This window comes from Spiroplasma endosymbiont of Villa modesta, assembly GCF_964030925.1.
Lineage (GTDB): Bacteria > Bacillota_I > Bacilli_A > Mycoplasmatales > VBWQ01 > Spiroplasma_E.
Genome location: NZ_OZ034992.1, coordinates 390,586 through 409,130, shown reverse-complemented (window position 1 = coordinate 409,130; position 18,545 = coordinate 390,586). Strand labels below are relative to the sequence as shown.

Genomic DNA, 18,545 nt, shown 5'->3' with positions numbered 1-18,545 from the left:
TTTATCATTCCTTAAAAAATGCTTGTTTATAATGATGAGTATGTTTTTTTGTTTTTTTATGTGTTATATGTTCAATTTCTTTTTGTATTTTATTTTTGCCTTTTTTTAATTTTTTCTTACTTTTTGCTACAACTTGACTATATGCAAACTTTTCTAAATGATGTAATAATCCAGTACCAAATAAAGTATTTACTGAAAATTTTAAACCAACATTTTTAAATGATTTGTTAATATTTTCAATAGGATTATTAATAACATTTACTACTTTATGATAAGTTCTTATTATTCTAAATATTTCTCTATATACTTTAAAACTATCTTTAATTACTTCTTGAACAACTGGCGGAGCAAATGCTATTGCTTTTAATCATTTATTATGATTTACTCCATAACCAATGTATCAACCACTATATCAACGATATCAATGAAATGGATGTATTTGAGTAACAAAAGTTTTTGCTTTAAGAATACTATCAACAACTGTAATTGGTTTATATTTAGGATTGCGATGATAAATAGTAATTGCACATTTATCTAATGATAAAGGTTGAATTTTACAACCCATAAATACTGGTGAATTTAATGGAATTAATTGTGCATGTTTAATTGCTCTTTTTTCTGCACTAGTAAATAAATCAGTTGCTTTTTGTTTTAATTTATTAATTTTTTCAAATGCTTGTTTTTCTAACTTTTCAAATTTTTCTTGTAATTTATATATACTTTCTCGTATTTTTTCAAAATATGATGTATCTTTTCAAAATTTATTTAAACCTTTTTTTAAATAAAATCTAATATCAAAATATTTAAAAGTTTGATTTCCTTTTAAAACAATTTGATGAATAACATTATTTTTAAAATTAAATTTAATAGCATTAGCACGAATTTTTTGTAAATCTAAAATTAAAGTTTTTCCATATCTATTTTCTGTATGTATTGTATGAACTAAATTTAATCAATCATGCTGATTCATAGATAATACTTTTTTTAAATCAGTATTAAATTTTTTTAAAAAGTTATTTGCTTTTTCAATATCTTTAATTTTAAATTTTGGAGTTAATTGTGGACTTAATTTTATTAATGTATTTTGTAATAATAAGTGTTCCATTAATTTTTCTGTTTCTAGTTTTTGAAAATTATTCTTATATTGTCTTTCAGCAACATAACCTAAATCTCGTAATACTGTTTCACGATTAGGAGTAAAACTATAATTCATTAAATAACGTTTATTACCAATAATTTTATCTGTTAAAATTTCTTTTCTACTTACTTGATTAATAATTTCTTGTAAATTTTTTACTTCTTTAATTCCAACTTGTTCTAATGTTTTAGTTTTTTCTGCTAGTTTAATAAATTTAGTTGTACGATAACCACGACTAATTTTATTAAGTCCAGCAAATGCAGGAAGTATATTAAAGAAAGTATTTAACTTTGTTACATTTCCTTTTAAATAATCATAAACTTGATTAATAGTAAAATCAGTTAAAAATTCTACACCAACAGCACTAATACTAGCAACTAAATCACTTGCACCTAATCCAAGTGCTATACTTTCACTTAACCCACCAGTAAAAGGAGCAAGTGCTACTGCTATTACTTGTACACCAATCATTTCTAAAATTTCTCATCAAAAACTTTTATTTTCTTGTTGTTTACTTATTCTAGTATGTTTTGGTTTATTTATATTTAATAGTATTGCTGTACTAGTTGTACCGATTGGCATGGTATTAATTTCCTTTATTTAAGAGTTATTTTAATTGGATTTGTTGAACCTTTATAATTTAAATCATTAACATTTGCAGTAATAGTTATATATAAGTCACCTGCTTTTTGTTTTTGATTATTTATATTAGTTTTACTTTGTGCATCACTAAAATATTTAATAGTTGGATTTGTTAAATTTGGATTTAATGATTTAAGTTCATTAGTACTTTTTATTTGTGTATTTAATTCACTATTATTGTTATTAACATTTGCAGTAATATCAGTTGTTAAACTTGTAATTTTAGTTTTTAAATCATTTTTTCTGTTTTAATAACTCCACATAACATTCAACGTGAAGTTGTTTCATTATTAGAAATATATGGGATTGCTTCTCCAACAACTTCACCAGCAACTTTATATGCTCTTCCTGCTTTATCATCTTTAATAAAATCTACATAAATAACTGTATTTTCTATCATATATCTTTTCATCGCTCTTGGTGTTGCTAAAACAAAGGTCATTAATTGTTGTTCATTTTTATCATTAGTAAAAATCATATAGTCATCAAGAACGATTTCACATAATACGCCTTTTACATATAAATTATTTCCATTTAAACGTAATTGTTGTGCCAACTGATTATCGGTAATTAAACCTTTATTATCTGCTAAATAAACTAAACTATCATAAAGACCATTAGTAATAAAAAATTTACTATTTGCAATGTTTCTAAATTGAAACAAAGTATTTCAAGCAGATAACATTGATTTTAAATAGCCTACTGGTGTTGTATCTTCAATATCGATTTTAGTAGCAAATTTTGCAATTGCTTGTGTATCATCAATTGCTAATTTATCTGCTAAATCATTTGCAACTTCATATTGCATACTATCTAATAAATTTTGTCCATTATTTGCTTTTAAATCTACATCTGCAATAATTTCTCCTGCAAGATATTTTTTAGTTATTTTTTTACTAATTTTATCTGTATCAACATATGGTAATTCATATCTTTTACTTTTATCATCCCAAGCAATAATTTTTACTTCCGGTTTTTTTGGTTTTTTAACAATAAATTCAATATTTACTGAGTCAACAATTTCAGTAGGAAAAAAGTTTGCCCATGGACTATTTGAAATTTTAAAAAACTCTATAAATTCTGTTGCTTCTACTAATCTCTCTGTATTGTCTAAATTTTGATTAAATGGTACTGACATTTTATTTCTTCCTTTCGTTTATAAATAATTTTTCTTTTTATAATTAATTAAAAAATTTTCTTTATCATTTGTTTTATTATTAATAATTATTTGTTTATTGCCACCTGTATTAATTGTTTGTTTAAATATTGGTTGTTCTTTAATCATTTTTTTAATAGTTTCTTCAATTTTTGAATTTTCTATATTATTTGTTTTAAATTTTAAATAATCATAAAATTCAGTTTTAACTTGATATTTTTTAAATATATTAATCATTTCTTTTTCTTTAATTTCTTGATTAAGTTTATTTAACTTATTTTCTGCTTCATTAACTTTATTTTCTATTTCTTGTTGAGCATTATTTTCATTTAAAGGTTCAGTTGTTTGTTGAACATTATTTTCATTTTCTAACATTTAACATTCTCCTAATCTTATCCCAATAATCAATCTTTAACTAATTGTGGCATTTCACTTATTAATTTTTTATAATCATTAACTGCATTTTCTAATGTATCAATATCAGAAAATTTAAAACAATTATCAATATGTAAATCAAAATCTCTATCAATACTGATATCTTGTTTTCTATATTTTTCATTAAATTCAATTTTTATCATATTATTTTTCTCCTTTATTAATTTTTTCGTTTAATTTTGCTAATTTTTTTTGATGTTTTATAATTTTGTTATTTGCTCTAACATGTTTTGGAGTTGTGATAAATCTTTTTAATAAAACAATAATTTCTCTGCAAATTAATGTTCCAACACTTGTTCCAATAATTATTAATTCATGTAAAAATTCTTTCATTTGAATATTTTCCTTTCAATTTTTAATTTTTTTAATTATTCATCAAATTGCCCACCATTAATTCTTTCAATCATTGATTGTGAATTACTTATAATTGTTCCATCCTTTCTTTATGTGTTTTTATTTCGTGATTATAATATTCAATTAATTTTTCTTTATTCATAAATTACTCACCTCCTTTATAAACTCATGTGATTATAATCTCAATTTAATGAAGCATTATCGTGATTTAATGCTACTTTGCTCATATTATCACTACCGTATTGACTAGTTGTTTCACTATTAATTGTGAATCTATTATCATTTACTAATCTTGCAGTTTCATCATTAAATGATGTTTCTTGCATTTCTTGAATATGATTTGTAGTTTCCATAGGTAGTAAATTATGGATTATTTCACTTGCACCAGCAACTATGGTAGGTACTGCATAAGCATTATTAAAATCATTATTAATACCCATTGCAACACCACTTGAAATTAAACATCCACCAGTTGCCATATTACAAATTTTTCTTATTGCTTCAAATTTATTAGGTATTAACTCAGTTAATCCACTAATAAGATTTGAAATACCATAAGTATTTAATGAAATATAAGTATCTCAATCCATTAATGACTGATGTTCTTGTTTATTTAATAGTAATCATGGCGGACCTTCTGTTGTGGTTGTAGTAGTTATTGGAATTGGTGTTATTGGAATAATAGGATTAATATTATTTTCTGTTCATTTACTATAATTTGCTAAACCAATTGTTCCTAATCCTAATGCTATTTTTTTAGAACTATTAATTAATTTAGTTTTAGTATTTGGTCTTTGATTTAAATTTCAAATATCTAAACCTAATTTTTTACCAAATAATAAACTATTAATTGAACCTAATATTGGATTAGCAATTACTTGACCATAATAAGCACTTGTACCAATCATTGCACAAATAGGACTTATACCAGTTCTAATTAATTTAGTTAAAGTATAATTTGATTGATTTTCTATATTTGGCATTTTAATCTCCTTTAATTTTCTAATTTTTTAATTGTTACTTTAATTCAACCTTGATAAACATCATTATCACCAACTATTAATGCAACATTACTTTCGGGGTCAGAAACAATTATGTGTTTTGATTTAACATTTGGGTATTGTCTTAAAATAATTGCTCTAATATCATTACTTGTATGAATTGCTTTTGGAAATGGTGATAATATTTCAATTTCATCTTTATTTTCAAACAAAGTAGGTAATATTATCATTAATTATTCTCCTTATTTTTAATTTGATTAGAAATTTCATTTAATATTTTCAATATTTTATATTCATTTTTTAAATCTTTAATTATATAAATTAAAAATATTATTAGTGTTATACTTGTTATTAATATTGGTGCTATTAATAAAATTTTTCATAATATCATTTTTTACTCTTTTCATTTTTTAAATCATTTAACATTGATTGAACAAAATGCACGATTTTTAGGAATGTTTAAAGTGTTAAAGATTTGACCAGTTACAATAATTTCATCGTTTTTGTTTAATAAAATACATCGGTTATAAAGTTTTGGTTTATTAAAAATTAAAGTAACATAATTTAATCCATTTCATTGACCACGAACACTATAATATAATTCCTTATTACCTTTTTCGTAATATTTTGCTTCAATAGTGTTACTCAGTTTTACTGTTAATTTGACATAATTTTCTTTATCTTTCATTTTTATAATTTCCTTAAATAATTATCAAAAATTAATATTTTTTTATGATTTTTTAAATAATATTGAATATGCTTATAAGCATCTTGTTCATGTTTTGTTAATTTTATATTTCCTTTATAATTTGTTATTTTATTTTTATTTTTTGGGTGGTTTTCTAGATAATCTCAGTTGAAAACATCTTGTACTAATACCATTAATGCACCAATAATTTTAGGTGTTGCTAATGGATTAGTTAATAATTGTTTTGAACTTAAAAAGAAATTTTCTACAATAACTAATATTTTTTTATCAATAAATTTTTCTTTAATTAATTGCATTTTTTCTTTATACATATTTTTAGTTCATAAAACAGTTAATGTATTAAATGTTTCATTAAAAACAATATTATTAGTTTCACTTGAATATATAACCATTCCATTACTACCTATTCCTGCTGGGTCAATACCAATAATTAATTCATATTGCATTATCAATAAAATTCACCATTTTTAATTTTTATAATTATTTTATTTAGATTTCCAGAACAACATGTATCTATTTTCCCAAGATATATACTATTTCTTAATTCAGTAATTAATTTTTCTTTATTCATATTTATACCTCCTACTTAACCTAATATTTAAAATACAGTCATAACAAATTGCTTTACTATTTTTATCTCTTAAAAAATATTTTCTTGTTTTTATATTATTAGTATTAAAGAATAAATAATCTAATTTATGTTGTTTACATGTTCAACAAAAATACTTTTTCATTATGAGTTGAAATTTCTTTATAGGAAGTAACTATATAATTAGTTGGTAAATCATCATGTTTATATTGATTATTTATTTTAAAACCTTTTCTGTTCTCTTCTCACGTAATGTTATATTTAAAACAAGGATTAGTAATTTTAGTTTTGTTATCAGTTATTTCACCCATAAATCAACTATTATGCTGTTCATAAAATGTTAATGGTTCAAGTTTTATATCATTAAGATAATATTCTTTTGGAGCAGTTGGTTTATTAACAGTTATTTTTTGGTCTTTAATATATGGCTCTAATAATTTTATTAATTCATTACCACTTAATTCTCTTTTAATATTTTCTAAATTAAAAACTCAATATGTATATTTATCATCAGCAATAAAACTATTATTTTTAACCATTCATTTTGGACATTGTAATTTATATTCACCATAATCAATAAGAATAGATTGTGGTCTATCTTTTACAATTTGTTCTTTTTTAAATTCTATTTGCATAATTAATCACTTCTACATCAATCACAAACATATCCAAATGGTTTTGTATAATCCAAATGTTCATCAATATCATAATCATCTTCAAATTTTCTAATATCATGTTGTTCTGCTTCTAATTCTGTTTTAAAGCGATAAAGCATTTGGATTTTGTCATCTTCATATAATTCATTACATTCAACACATCTTTTTCTTCTTTTTTTAATTTTTTTATCAATCTTTCTTAGTGCTTCATAATCAAGAATTTTTATTACCATAATAATCCTTTCCTAATATGTTCTGTTGCTTCTAGCATAAAGAACATATATTTTGATTTTTAGGTTATTAATAATACTACTATTCGTTTTATTCATTCTAGTAATTCTGGGCTCAAAAATAAATTGTGAAATTTTAAAAAGAAATCGAGGCATTCGATTCAATATTTATTTAATTTATGTTTAATAAATTAATATTTTAATTGAACCGGCACCGCTCAATTTTTTTTACAAGTTTGAAATTTATTTTTTCGCCCAAAAAATTTTTCAAAAAAAATAAAAAATAAAACCAACACTTGCTCACTGGGGAGTGGCAAGGTTGGTTAAATAAAGAATAGAATTAATATAGTAGGTTCCCTAAGCAGGTCTATATATACTAGTTTCCAATTCGCTCCCACCCCAAGAATTACCATTTAATGGTTAGTATATTTTATTAGGTATCACTCCACTTTTTATTTATCCATGCAAGTCCACATGCTAGCTACTATTTTTAACAACTGTGTTGTAGTTCACTTTTTTAGTTCCCTAACACTTGTTGATAATAGTGTTAAAGAGGGTTCTTAAAAATTTTAAAATTTTACAATTACAAAAAAAGACAAGATTATTTCTTGTCTTTTTCCTTAATAAGTTTGAGAATAATTTTTATTTTATTTTTTAAATGTATATTTTTTAAAATACGTCGAATATAAATTTAAATTTAAGGGTTAAAGAGAATAATTTTGTCTAATTTTCATTATTTTTAAAATGATTCATTTTTGGAAATAAGTTACTAATATAATAATTAATTATTTCGTAAATTTGACAACCGCCCAAAATAAAATAATGAAAACTATAATTAAAATAAAGGAAATAATTTACTAATAAAATAAATGTTTTATAAATAAATCCATATTTTATGACAAATATTAACAATATTTGTTTATAATATACTTAGTCATTAATCAATATAAAAAACAAACACATAAAAGGAGTGACTTAATAATGGCAATTAAAATTGCAATTAATGGATTTGGGCGCATTGGCCGCCTTGCCTTTCGTCAATTATTTGACAAAAAAGAAATTGATATTGTTGCTATCAATGATTTAGGAAATGTAGAAGCTCTAGCATATCTATTACAATATGATTCAGCACATAGAACTTGAAAACATGGAAAAATCAAAGCAGACAAATCAAAAAATACTATTAATGTTGATGGTAAAATAATTAAAGTTTGTCAAGAAAAAGACCCAAAAGCATTACCATGAAAAGCCAATGATGTTGATATCGTAATTGAAGCAACTGGACGTTTTACAACAAAAGAATTAGCACAAGCACATATTGATGCTGGAGCTAAAAAAGTTGTGATTTCAGCACCCGCTAAAGGAGACTTAAAAACTATTGTTTATAATGTTAACCATGATATTCTAAAAAGTACTGATAATATTATTTCTGGTGCTTCATGTACTACTAATTGTCTTGCTCCTGTTGTTCATGCTCTAGAATCAGAATTTGGAATTATTAAGGGATGAATGACAACAGTTCATGCTGCAACTAATGACCAACGTTTACTAGACTTAGAACATTCAGATTTTAGAAGAGGACGTAGTGCTATGTCTAATATTGTTCCTGCAGCTACAGGTGCTGCTGCAGCTATTGGTTTAGTTATCCCTTCTGTTAAAGGAAAACTAGATGGTTCAGCAATGCGTGTTCCAATTATTACTGGTTCAATTGTTGATTTAACAATTGAATTAAAGAAAAATGTTACTGTTGAACAAGTTAATGCAGCAATGAAAAAACATAGTAGCGAATCATTTGCTTATAATGAAGATCCAATTGTTTCAACTGATATTATTGGTTCAAGTTTTGGTTCAATTTTTGATGCAACATTAACAAAAGTTATTGAAGTTGAAGGCAAACAAATTGTTAAAGTTTTTGCTTGATATGATAATGAAATGTCATATGTATCGCAATTAGTAAGAACAGTAATACACTTAGCAAAGCTAAAATAATTTTTAAATAGTTTAATTAAAATATTAAACTACAAAAATGCATCTTACCAATTACAAGATGCATTTTTATTAATAGCTTTAAAAATATATTAAAATTATAATATGAAAAAAGGAGATGAAAATTATATGAATAAAAAAACATTAAAGGATCTTGATTTTAAAAATAAAAAAGTTATTGTTCGTTTTGACTTCAATGTACCATTAGAAAATGGTAAAATTACCGATGATACAAGAATAAAAGCAAGCATCGAAACTATTAAGTATTTACAAAATCAAGATGCAAAAATAATCATGTCATCACATCTTGGAAGAATTAAATCTGAAGCTGATAAAGCGAAGAATACTTTAGCGCCCGTTGCAAAAAGACTAAGTGAAATCTTAAAAGAAAATGTAATATTCATTAATGAAACTCGTGGTACAAATCTTGAAACAGCTATTAATAATCTTAAAAACAAAGAATTACTTTTAATAGAAAATACTCGTTTTGAAGATTTAAATGGTAATAAAGAATCTACTAATAATCCCGAATTAGGTAAATATTGAGCACATTTAGGTGATGTATTTGTTAATGATGCTTTTGGTACTGCACACCGTGCTCATGCATCTAACGTTGGTATTGCTACTAATATCAAAAATAGTTGTGTTGGTTTATTAATTGAAAAAGAATTAACAATGCTTAATAAAATCACCCTTAATCCAGAACATCCTTTTATAGCAGTACTTGGTGGTGCTAAAGTATCAGATAAAATTGATGTTATCAAACAATTATTAACAAAAGCTGATAAAGTTCTTGTTGGTGGCGGTATGGCTTATACTTTTATGAAAGCATTGAATTATAAAATTGGTGATTCATTATTAGAAAAAGATAAAATTGATATTGCTAAAGAAATTATTGAATTAGGAAAAGAAAAATTAATACTACCTATTGACTTTGTAATTGCTCCGGAATTTAAGGATATCAAAGGTAAAATTACTAATAATGAAAACATTGATGATGGATATGAAGGAATGGATATTGGTCCAAAAACAATTAAATTATTTGAAAATACTTTAATTAATGCTAAAACTGTTTTTTGAAATGGACCATTAGGAGTTTTTGAAATGAGTAACTTTGTTAATGGAACAAAAAATATTTGTAAAACTATTTCACAATTAAAAGGTGCATTTACACTAATTGGTGGTGGTGATAGTGCAGCAGCAGCAGTTAAATTTGGATATGAAAATAAATTTAGCCATATTTCAACTGGTGGAGGTGCTTCATTAGAATATCTAGAAGGTAAGGATTTACCTGGTATTAATGCTATAGAAAATAAATAGTGAAAATATATGATTACTCAAGATCAAACAACAAGTGTTTTTATTCTTATTAGTTTATTTTTAATTACGATGGTTTTAATATTTCAATTATTCCAATTTATTTTTTGATTAATTATTATTTTAAAAACTAAAAAAAATGATACTGAATTAAAACCTAGCTATCAACAAGCATTATCCAATGAAAATATTAATTGTCAAATATTTAAAAGTAAATTTACTTTTAAATATCTTAACTATAATTTTAAAAAAAATATTTTAAAATTAAAAAGTCGTGATTTTAATGAAACTACTACTTGAAATAAATATCAAACTTTAAGTAGTGTACTTGTTATTAAGTGAAAAAATAATTCTCAAAAATGAAGTAATTTAGCTCTACCAATTATTAATTTATTTTTTATAAATGGTGTTATTATTACTATTATTTGTGCTTTATTATATTACATTCCAATTCAAAATAATAATATTAACAAGGAAATCTTAGCAATTTTTAGTTTCCTTAGCTTACTTATTATTACTATGAGTTGATTATTTTGAACAATGTTTTATGAAAAATTTCGTAAGCAATTAATGACATTAAATACAGAATTAAATTATAATGAACAAAAAACTATTAAATATATTGCCCTATTTAAATCTTGTTTTCCATTTTCTGATTTAATGTTTTAATTAAAATAATTTTATTTTAATTAAGTATCAAATTTACACTTGTGGTAAAAATTGATACTTTTTTTATTATTTTTAATTAAATTTAAACTTAATTTTTATTAATAAATGATTATTAAATAAATTTCTATTATCTAAAATACAAACCAAAAATAAACCTAGTAATTATAGCGATAAAACTATAATATACATTTAAATTTCATTTACAAAAGTATAGTAATCTTGCTTTAAATTATATACCATGTTTATTATTATCAAAGCATTATAAAAGCAAATATCCTAAGAAAAATAAAAAAATGTTAAAATAAATACATAATTTTAGATATATTTTTATTAATAATTATTATTTTGAAAGGGGTGTTAAAATGAAATATTTTAATCCAAGTTTTTTATTTAAATTATGAATATTAATTATTCCATTATTTCATAATGAAAAACAAAAAGTACAATCTATGCCAATAAAATCATTAACTAACCCAACAACTTTACAAGAATCATTAACCAATTTACAAGAACTACCAATTAATTTAAAACAAGCCGAAATTTTTAATCATAAACATCGTCATAAAAAACATAAAAAAAGAAATATTAATAGTAACTTAAAAAATTCAACATTTTTTAATGGTACATGTACAAATGAAGGAACTACTTTCGTAAAATTAATTAAAGAAGACTTTTACTGTGGTGTTGAAGAGCCTTGAACTAATAATAAAGGTGTTGCAATATTACCTTATGTTTTAAAAGATAATGAATATTATTATTTACTAGTTAAAGAAAATAATCCGTTATTTAAAAATAAACAAATTAGTGAATATAGCACTATTACTGGGGGAGTAGAAAAAAAAGATCTTAACACCACAGTAATAAATGAAATGAAAGAAGAAGCTAATATTGATATTAATAATACAAAAGCAAAAATTTATTATTTGGGTAAACATTATTCAAACAAAATAAGTACCAAAGAATGACATTTGTATGGAATTGATTTAACAAATATGAATTTAGATTTAAATAAGCCCTACAAAGGTGGTGGAGATGGTTCTATTGCTGAAAAAACAATTACTGCCAAATTTGTAAATAAAACTATTTTAGGCATGTGCAATGATGTTTTAAGTTTAGCTATTTATGGAAAATTAAATTTAGATAAAAAAATCGAATCAAATTTAAATATTGATAAAATTAATTCAATGGAATTAGGACATTTTTCAAATCAATCTTTAACAAGTATAAATAACAACTCTTCATTATAAAAATAAGTTATTTATATTATTGATAGATATCAACTAAAAACTCATTTGTTGACTATGAACCAAAACTTAACTGCAATAAGAAACAAAGTTTCTATTATCTATTAGTAGTTATGATACGAAGCATATTTTTAATAAAATAAATTGAAAGGGAAAAAAGATAATGTTAAAAAAATTATTTATGGAAATTAAACAAAGAAAAACTAAGAAAAAAATAAATAAAATAAAAGAAAATTTAGTTTTTATTGAAAGAATAAATTTACGGGTGGTTGTCAAAGTTACGAAATAATTAATTATCATATTAGTAACTTATTTCCAAAAATGAATTATTTGAAAAATAATGAAAATTAGACAAAATTACTCTCTTTAACCCTTAAATTTAATATTCGACGTATTTTAAAAAAAATAAAAGATACATTTTGTAAGTTAAATTAAAATTATTATCAAGGAAAAAGACAAGAAATAATCTTGTCTTTTTTTGTAATTGTAAAATTTTAAAATTTTTATTATTAGCAACCTTTAAATATCTACTACACGCAGTGACCAAGTAGGAGAAAGTTAATAATTAATAACCATCTTTAACGCTATTATCAACACGTGTTAGGGAATTAAAACAGTGAACTACAACACAGTTGTTAAAAATAGTAGCTAGCATGTGGACTTGCATGGATAAATAAAAAGTGGAGTGATACCTAATAAAATATACTAACCATTAAATGGTAATTCTTGGGGTGGGAGCGAATTGGAAACTAGTATATATAGACCTGTTGTAGGGACCTATTGTATTAATTCTATTCTTTAGACATATTCCGTAATTAAATTTAATTAATTGTCAATAAAATTGTTTTAAAACTATTTAGTGTTATTGAATATAGAAATAAATATTTTTTGAAAAAATAGTTTAAAAAATGAGTTTACATTTTAAACAAAAAATTGTTAATAATATTTTTATATTAACTCGATAAAAATTTAAATTTTAAAAAAATATTTTTAATATTTTTTTTATTTTAATGGTTTTATTTTATTAAAAATTTCACAAAGTAAGTTAAATCTTAAGTACATAAGTCTAAATTTAGATTTTCTACATTTATTTACTAAAATTTTGAATCTTTTCAATCAAGCAAAGACATGTTCAACTTTAATTCTAATTTTAGATACAATCTTATTGTATTTTCTTTCTTGTTTAGTTAATTTTTTATTTTTAGTTCTTTTAATTGGTATTATTGTATTTTTATAAATATTTTGTATACCTTGATATCCTAAATCACCAATAATTATTGTTTTTTCTGAAAATTCAAGATTTGAATTTTTTAATATTTGAAAATCATGCACTTTACCATTATCAGCAAAAATATCAACAATTTTTTTATTAAAAAAATCATATACAATTTAAAATTTTATAGAATACATTCAACTTTTACCAGAAAAATATTCTAACTGTAGTTTTTTTTAGTTGGTCTTTCAATTTCAATCTCAGTTGAATCAATTAAATAAAATTGAAATTCATTTGAATTTTCTTGTTTTTTATCAATTTTTAATTTATATCTTTCTTTTAAAAATTGGTAATCTTTGTGGTTACTAAGTTTATTTTCTACTCAAGTAATATTTCGAAAACAACTTGATGGGCTCATTTTAGATTTAATACTCATTTGAAAAAAAGTATAATATTCTTTTCAGTATAATAAAGTCATCATTAATCTTTCTTCTACTGAAAGTTTATTTTTTCGACCTTTATTTTTTTCTAATTTTTCTATTTCAATTAATTTTTCTAACATTTCATTAAAATGAAAACGTTTTATACCAAAATATCTGTAAAATTCTTCATTTTTTAATTTTTTTAAATTTTCAAAAATCATTTTTATCAACACTTTTCTAAATTTATTGTTAATAACAAAATTATAAAATAAATTTTAAAATTATTAATTGACTTTTAAAAAATTTAATTACGGAATATGTCTTTTATTTAACCAACCTTGCCACTCTCCAGTGAGCAAGTGTTGGTTTTATTTTTTATTTTTTTTTGAAAATTTTTTTGGGCGAGAAAATAAATTTCAAACTTGTAAAAAAAATTAAGCGGTGCCGGTTCAATTAAAATATTAATTTATTAAACATAAATTAAATAAATATTGAATCGAATGCCTTAATGTTTTTTAAAATTTCACAATTTATTTTTGAGCCCAGTTTTTATGGAATTAATAAAACGAATAGTAGTATTATTAATAACCTAAAAATCAAAATATATGTTCTTTATGCTAGAAGCAACAGAACATATTAGGAAAGGATTATTATGGTAATAGAAATTCTTGATTATGAAGCACTAAGAAAGATTGATAAAAAAATTAAAAAAAGAAGAAAAAGATGTGTTGAATGTAATGAATTATATGAAGATGACAAAATCCAAATGCTTTATCGCTTTAAAACAGAAGAATTAGAAGCAGAACAACATGATATTAGAAAATTTGAAGATGATTATGATATTGATGAACATTTGGATTATACAAAACCATTTGGATATGTTTGTGATTGATGTAGAAGTGATTAATTATGCAAATAGAATTTAAAAAAGAACAAATTGTAAAAGATAGACCACAATCTATTCTTATTGATTATGGTGAATATAAATTACAATGTCCAAAATGAATGGTTAAAAATAATAGTTTTATTGCTGATGATAAATATACATATTGAGTTTTTAATTTAGAAAATATTAAAAGAGAATTAAGTGGTAATGAATTAATAAAATTATTAGAGCCATATATTAAAGACCAAAAAATAACTGTTAATAAACCAACTGCTCCAAAAGAATATTATCTTAATGATATAAAACTTGAACCATTAACATTTTATGAACAGCATAATAGTTGATTTATGGGTGAAATAACTGATAACAAAACTAAAATTACTAATCCTTGTTTTAAATATAACATTATGTGAGAAGAGAACAGAAAAGGTTTTAAAATAAATAATCAATATAAACATGATGATTTACCAACTAATTATATAGTTACTTCCTATAAAGAAATTTCAACTCATAATGAAAAAGTATTTTTGTTGAACATGTAAACAACATAAATTAGATTATTTATTCTTTAATACTAATGATATAAAAACAAGAAAATATTTTTTAAGAGATAAAAATAGTAAAGCAATTTGTTATGACTGTATTTTAAATATTAGGTTAAGTAGGAGGTATAAATATGAATAAAGAAAAATTAATTACTGAATTAAGAAATAGTATATATCTTGGGAAAATAGATACATGTTGTTCTGGAAATCTAAATAAAATAATTATAAAAATTAAAAATGGTGAATTTTATTGATAATGCAATATGAATTAATTATTGGTATTGACCCAGCAGGAATAGGTAGTAATGGAATGGTTATATATTCAAGTGAAACTAATAATATTGTTTTTAATGAAACATTTAATACATTAACTGTTTTATGAACTAAAAATATGTATAAAGAAAAAATGCAATTAATTAAAGAAAAATTTATTGATAAAAAAATATTAGTTATTGTAGAAAATTTCTTTTTAAGTTCAAAACAATTATTAACTAATCCATTAGCAACACCTAAAATTATTGGTGCATTAATGGTATTAGTACAAGATGTTTTCAACTGAGATTATCTAGAAAACCACCCAAAAAATAAAAATAAAATAACAAATTATAAAGGAAATATAAAATTAACAAAACATGAACAAGATGCTTATAAGCATATTCAATATTATTTAAAAAATCATAAAAAAATATTAATTTTTGATAATTATTTAAGGAAATTATAAAAATGAAAGATAAAGAAAATTATGTCAAATTAACAGTAAAACTGAGTAACACTATTGAAGCAAAATATTACGAAAAAGGTAATAAGGAATTATATTATAGTGTTCGTGGTCAATGAAATGGATTAAATTATGTTACTTTAATTTTTAATAAACCAAAACTTTATAACCGATGTATTTTATTAAACAAAAACGATGAAATTATTGTAACTGGTCAAATCTTTAACACTTTAAACATTCCTAAAATCGTGCATTTTGTTCAATCAATGTTAAATGATTTAAAAAATGAAAAGAGTAAAAAATGATATTATGAAAAATTTTATTAATAGCACCAATATTAATAACAAGTATAACACTAATAATATTTTTAATTTATATAATTAAAGATTTAAAAAATGAATATAAAATATTGAAAATATTAAGTGAAATTTCTAATCAAATTAAAAATAAGGAGAATAATTAATGATAATATTACCTACTTTGTTTGAAAATAAAGATGAAATTGAAATATTATCACCATTTCCAAAAGCAATTCATACAAGTAATGATATTAGAGCAATTATTTTAAGACAATACCCAAATGTTAAATCAAAACACATAATTGTTTCTGACCCCGAAAGTAATGTTGCATTAATAGTTGGTGATAATGATGTTTATCAAGGTTGAATTAAAGTAACAATTAAAAAATTAGAAAATTAAAGGAGATTAAAATGCCAAATATAGAAAATCAATCAAATTATACTTTAACTAAATTAATTAGAACTGGTATAAGTCCTATTTGTGCAATGATTGGTACAAGTGCTTATTATGGTCAAGTAATTGCTAATCCAATATTAGGTTCAATTAATAGTTTATTATTTGGTAAAAAATTAGGTTTAGATATTTGAAATTTAAATCAAAGACCAAATACTAAAACTAAATTAATTAATAGTTCTAAAAAAATAGCATTAGGATTAGGAACAATTGGTTTAGCAAATTATAGTAAATGAACAGAAAATAATATTAATCCTATTATTCCAATAACACCAATTCCAATAACTACTACAACCACAACAGAAGGTCCGCCATGATTACTATTAAATAAGCAAGAACATCAGTCATTAATGGATTGAGATACTTATATTTCATTAAATACTTATGGTATTTCAAATCTTATTAGTGGATTAACTGAGTTAATACCTAATAAATTTGAAGCAATAAGAAAAATTTGTAATATGGCAACTGGTGGATGTTTAATTTCAAGTGGTGTTGCAATGGGTATTAATAATGATTTTAATAATGCTTATGCAGTACCTACTATTATTGCTGGTGCAAGTGAAATAATCCATAATTTACTACCTATGGAAACTACAAATCATATTCAAGAAATGCAAGAAACATCATTTAATGATGAAACTGCAAGATTAGTAAATGATAATAGATTCACAATTAATAGTGAAACAACTAGTCAATACGGTAGTGATAATATGAGCAAAGTAGCATTAAATCACGATAATGCTTCATTAAATTGAGATTATAATCACATGAGTTTATAAAGGAGGTGAGTAATTTATGAATAAAGAAAAATTAATTGAATATTATAATCACGAAATAAAAACACATAAAGAAAGGATGGAACAATTAAATAAAGAAATTTCTTTATTAGTAACTATTATAAGTAATTCACAATCAATGATTGAAAGAATTAATGGTGGGCAATTTGATGAATAATTAAAAAAATTAAAAATTGAAAGGAAAATATTCAAATGAAAGAATTTTTACATGAATTAATAATTATTGGAACAAGTGTTGGAACATTAATTTGCAGAGAAATTATTGTTTTATTAAAAAGATTTATCACAACTCCAAAAAATGTTAGAGCAAATAACAAAATTATAAAACATCAAAAAAATTAGCAAAATTAAACGAAAAAATTAATAAAGGAGAAAAATAATATGACAAAAATTGAATTTAATGAAAAATATAGAAAACAAGATATCAGTATTGATAGAGATTTTGATTTACATATTGATAATTGTTTTAAATTTTCTGATATTGATACATTAGAAAACGCAGTTAATGATTATAAAAAATTAATAAGTGAAATGCCACAATTAGTTAAAGATTGATTATTGGGATAAGATTAGGAGAATGTTAAATGTTAGAAAATGAAAATAATGCTCAACAAACAACTGAACCTTTAAATGAAAATAATGCTCAACAAGAAATAGAAAATAAAGTTAATGAAGCAGAAAATAAGTTAAATAAACTTAATCAAGAAATTAAAGAAAAAGAAATGATTAATATATTTAAAAAATATCAAGTTAAAACTGAATTTTATGATTATTTAAAATTTAAAACAAATAATATAGAAAATTCAAAAATTGAAGAAACTATTAAAAAAATGATTAAAGAACAACCAATATTTAAACAAACAATTAATACAGGTGGCAATAAACAAATAATTATTAATAATAAAACAAATGATAAAGAAAATTCAAAAATTGAAGAAACTATTAAAAAAATGATTAAAGAACAACCAATATTTAAACAAACAATTAATACAGGTGGCAATAAACAAATAATTATTAATAATAAAACAAATGATAAAGAAAATTTTTTAATTAATTATAAAAAGAAAAATTATTTATAAACG

At 22.4% G+C, this 18,545-nt stretch carries 31 protein-coding genes; 16 read left to right on the top strand and 15 right to left on the bottom strand.

What is annotated here, in order from left to right:
* Position 1: 1 nt before the first annotated feature.
* The 13 genes from AAHM89_RS02675 to AAHM89_RS02615 all read right to left on the bottom strand — a co-directional run bounded on the left by AAHM89_RS02675 (position 2) and on the right by AAHM89_RS02615 (position 6,913).
* Positions 2–1,720 carry a hypothetical protein gene (locus AAHM89_RS02675; protein ID WP_342266871.1) on the bottom strand — a complete coding sequence of 573 codons (1,719 nt, stop codon included), beginning with the start codon at positions 1,718–1,720 and terminating at the stop codon, positions 2–4.
* Between the two features lie 289 nt (positions 1,721–2,009).
* On the bottom strand, positions 2,010–2,918 hold the full coding sequence (locus tag AAHM89_RS02670) for a hypothetical protein (protein ID WP_342266870.1): 909 nt from the start codon (positions 2,916–2,918) through the stop codon (positions 2,010–2,012).
* An 18-nt stretch (positions 2,919–2,936) separates the two neighbouring features.
* The gene (locus AAHM89_RS02665; protein ID WP_338978797.1) at positions 2,937–3,311 is read right to left on the bottom strand and encodes a hypothetical protein; all 375 of its coding nucleotides are present in this window, start codon (positions 3,309–3,311) and stop codon (positions 2,937–2,939) included.
* A 17-nt stretch (positions 3,312–3,328) separates the two neighbouring features.
* The gene (locus tag AAHM89_RS02660) at positions 3,329–3,514 is read right to left on the bottom strand and encodes a hypothetical protein (protein ID WP_342266869.1); all 186 of its coding nucleotides are present in this window, start codon (positions 3,512–3,514) and stop codon (positions 3,329–3,331) included.
* A 1-nt stretch (position 3,515) separates the two neighbouring features.
* Positions 3,516–3,704: a hypothetical protein gene (locus tag AAHM89_RS02655; protein WP_174481134.1), complete on the bottom strand. Its 189-nt coding sequence runs from the start codon at positions 3,702–3,704 to the stop codon at positions 3,516–3,518.
* A gap of 179 nt (positions 3,705–3,883) precedes the next feature.
* Positions 3,884–4,708, bottom strand: coding sequence for a hypothetical protein (locus AAHM89_RS02650; protein WP_342266868.1), 825 nt, complete (start codon positions 4,706–4,708; stop codon positions 3,884–3,886).
* An 11-nt stretch (positions 4,709–4,719) separates the two neighbouring features.
* The gene (locus AAHM89_RS02645) at positions 4,720–4,956 is read right to left on the bottom strand and encodes a hypothetical protein (RefSeq protein WP_174480108.1); all 237 of its coding nucleotides are present in this window, start codon (positions 4,954–4,956) and stop codon (positions 4,720–4,722) included.
* On the bottom strand, positions 4,956–5,117 hold the full coding sequence (locus AAHM89_RS02640) for a hypothetical protein (protein ID WP_342266867.1): 162 nt from the start codon (positions 5,115–5,117) through the stop codon (positions 4,956–4,958). Before AAHM89_RS02640 ends, AAHM89_RS02645 begins: the two co-directional genes overlap by 1 nt.
* Before the next feature lie 3 nt (positions 5,118–5,120).
* Positions 5,121–5,414, bottom strand: coding sequence for a hypothetical protein (locus tag AAHM89_RS02635; RefSeq protein ID WP_342265856.1), 294 nt, complete (start codon positions 5,412–5,414; stop codon positions 5,121–5,123).
* A 2-nt stretch (positions 5,415–5,416) separates the two neighbouring features.
* Positions 5,417–5,881 (bottom strand): hypothetical protein, encoded by a 465-nt coding sequence (locus tag AAHM89_RS02630; protein WP_338978835.1) that lies wholly within the window; start codon positions 5,879–5,881, stop codon positions 5,417–5,419.
* Positions 5,881–6,006: a hypothetical protein gene (locus AAHM89_RS02625; RefSeq protein WP_342266857.1), complete on the bottom strand. Its 126-nt coding sequence runs from the start codon at positions 6,004–6,006 to the stop codon at positions 5,881–5,883. The genes AAHM89_RS02630 and AAHM89_RS02625 overlap by 1 nt, the downstream gene beginning before the upstream one ends.
* 134 nt (positions 6,007–6,140) lie before the next feature.
* Positions 6,141–6,659 (bottom strand): hypothetical protein, encoded by a 519-nt coding sequence (locus tag AAHM89_RS02620; RefSeq protein ID WP_342266866.1) that lies wholly within the window; start codon positions 6,657–6,659, stop codon positions 6,141–6,143.
* A 2-nt stretch (positions 6,660–6,661) separates the two neighbouring features.
* Positions 6,662–6,913: a hypothetical protein gene (locus AAHM89_RS02615; protein WP_342266865.1), complete on the bottom strand. Its 252-nt coding sequence runs from the start codon at positions 6,911–6,913 to the stop codon at positions 6,662–6,664.
* Positions 6,914–7,891: 978 nt separating this feature from the next.
* Here AAHM89_RS02615 and gap point away from each other — a divergent pair.
* The 5 genes from gap to AAHM89_RS02590 all read left to right on the top strand — a co-directional run bounded on the left by gap (position 7,892) and on the right by AAHM89_RS02590 (position 12,415).
* Complete coding sequence (gap, locus tag AAHM89_RS02610; protein WP_342266864.1) at positions 7,892–8,899, top strand: type I glyceraldehyde-3-phosphate dehydrogenase; 1,008 nt, start codon at positions 7,892–7,894, stop codon at positions 8,897–8,899.
* Between the two features lie 126 nt (positions 8,900–9,025).
* Positions 9,026–10,216 carry a phosphoglycerate kinase gene (locus AAHM89_RS02605; RefSeq protein WP_342266863.1) on the top strand — a complete coding sequence of 397 codons (1,191 nt, stop codon included), beginning with the start codon at positions 9,026–9,028 and terminating at the stop codon, positions 10,214–10,216.
* Positions 10,217–10,225: 9 nt separating this feature from the next.
* Positions 10,226–10,882 carry a hypothetical protein gene (locus tag AAHM89_RS02600; RefSeq protein ID WP_342266862.1) on the top strand — a complete coding sequence of 219 codons (657 nt, stop codon included), beginning with the start codon at positions 10,226–10,228 and terminating at the stop codon, positions 10,880–10,882.
* 362 nt (positions 10,883–11,244) lie between these two features.
* Positions 11,245–12,129, top strand: a complete 885-nt coding sequence (locus AAHM89_RS02595) for a hypothetical protein (RefSeq protein WP_342266861.1) — start codon at positions 11,245–11,247, stop codon at positions 12,127–12,129.
* Positions 12,130–12,289: 160 nt separating this feature from the next.
* A complete protein-coding gene (locus AAHM89_RS02590) occupies positions 12,290–12,415 on the top strand; it encodes a hypothetical protein (RefSeq protein WP_342266860.1) in 126 nt (41 codons plus the stop codon).
* 713 nt (positions 12,416–13,128) lie between these two features.
* Here the strand turns inward: AAHM89_RS02590 and AAHM89_RS02585 are convergent.
* Both AAHM89_RS02585 and AAHM89_RS02580 read right to left on the bottom strand, forming a co-directional pair.
* Positions 13,129–13,515, bottom strand: a complete 387-nt coding sequence (locus tag AAHM89_RS02585; protein WP_342267295.1) for a transposase family protein — start codon at positions 13,513–13,515, stop codon at positions 13,129–13,131.
* Positions 13,516–13,559: 44 nt separating this feature from the next.
* A complete protein-coding gene (locus AAHM89_RS02580) occupies positions 13,560–13,982 on the bottom strand; it encodes a transposase family protein (RefSeq protein ID WP_339045912.1) in 423 nt (140 codons plus the stop codon).
* Between the two features lie 431 nt (positions 13,983–14,413).
* Between AAHM89_RS02580 and AAHM89_RS02575 the strand changes: the two genes are divergently transcribed.
* The 11 genes from AAHM89_RS02575 (at position 14,414) to AAHM89_RS02525 (ending at position 18,542) form a co-directional block, all read left to right on the top strand.
* A complete protein-coding gene (locus tag AAHM89_RS02575) occupies positions 14,414–14,668 on the top strand; it encodes a hypothetical protein (protein ID WP_342266859.1) in 255 nt (84 codons plus the stop codon).
* A 2-nt stretch (positions 14,669–14,670) separates the two neighbouring features.
* On the top strand, positions 14,671–15,189 hold the full coding sequence (locus AAHM89_RS02570) for a hypothetical protein (RefSeq protein WP_342266858.1): 519 nt from the start codon (positions 14,671–14,673) through the stop codon (positions 15,187–15,189).
* A 134-nt stretch (positions 15,190–15,323) separates the two neighbouring features.
* On the top strand, positions 15,324–15,449 hold the full coding sequence (locus AAHM89_RS02565; RefSeq protein WP_342266857.1) for a hypothetical protein: 126 nt from the start codon (positions 15,324–15,326) through the stop codon (positions 15,447–15,449).
* Complete coding sequence (locus AAHM89_RS02560; protein WP_338978835.1) at positions 15,449–15,913, top strand: hypothetical protein; 465 nt, start codon at positions 15,449–15,451, stop codon at positions 15,911–15,913. The genes AAHM89_RS02565 and AAHM89_RS02560 overlap by 1 nt, the downstream gene beginning before the upstream one ends.
* 2 nt (positions 15,914–15,915) lie before the next feature.
* A complete protein-coding gene (locus AAHM89_RS02555) occupies positions 15,916–16,236 on the top strand; it encodes a hypothetical protein (RefSeq protein WP_342266856.1) in 321 nt (106 codons plus the stop codon).
* Between the two features lie 136 nt (positions 16,237–16,372).
* Positions 16,373–16,609, top strand: coding sequence for a hypothetical protein (locus AAHM89_RS02550; RefSeq protein ID WP_174480108.1), 237 nt, complete (start codon positions 16,373–16,375; stop codon positions 16,607–16,609).
* 11 nt (positions 16,610–16,620) lie between these two features.
* Positions 16,621–17,445: a hypothetical protein gene (locus tag AAHM89_RS02545; protein WP_342266855.1), complete on the top strand. Its 825-nt coding sequence runs from the start codon at positions 16,621–16,623 to the stop codon at positions 17,443–17,445.
* 16 nt (positions 17,446–17,461) lie between these two features.
* Entirely contained in the window at positions 17,462–17,620 is a 159-nt protein-coding gene (locus tag AAHM89_RS02540) for a hypothetical protein (protein ID WP_174480221.1), read from the top strand.
* 35 nt (positions 17,621–17,655) lie between these two features.
* A complete protein-coding gene (locus AAHM89_RS02535) occupies positions 17,656–17,805 on the top strand; it encodes a hypothetical protein (RefSeq protein ID WP_342266854.1) in 150 nt (49 codons plus the stop codon).
* Between the two features lie 39 nt (positions 17,806–17,844).
* Positions 17,845–18,030: a hypothetical protein gene (locus tag AAHM89_RS02530; RefSeq protein WP_281748210.1), complete on the top strand. Its 186-nt coding sequence runs from the start codon at positions 17,845–17,847 to the stop codon at positions 18,028–18,030.
* Positions 18,031–18,047: 17 nt separating this feature from the next.
* Entirely contained in the window at positions 18,048–18,542 is a 495-nt protein-coding gene (locus tag AAHM89_RS02525; RefSeq protein WP_342266853.1) for a hypothetical protein, read from the top strand.
* Positions 18,543–18,545 lie beyond the last annotated feature (3 nt).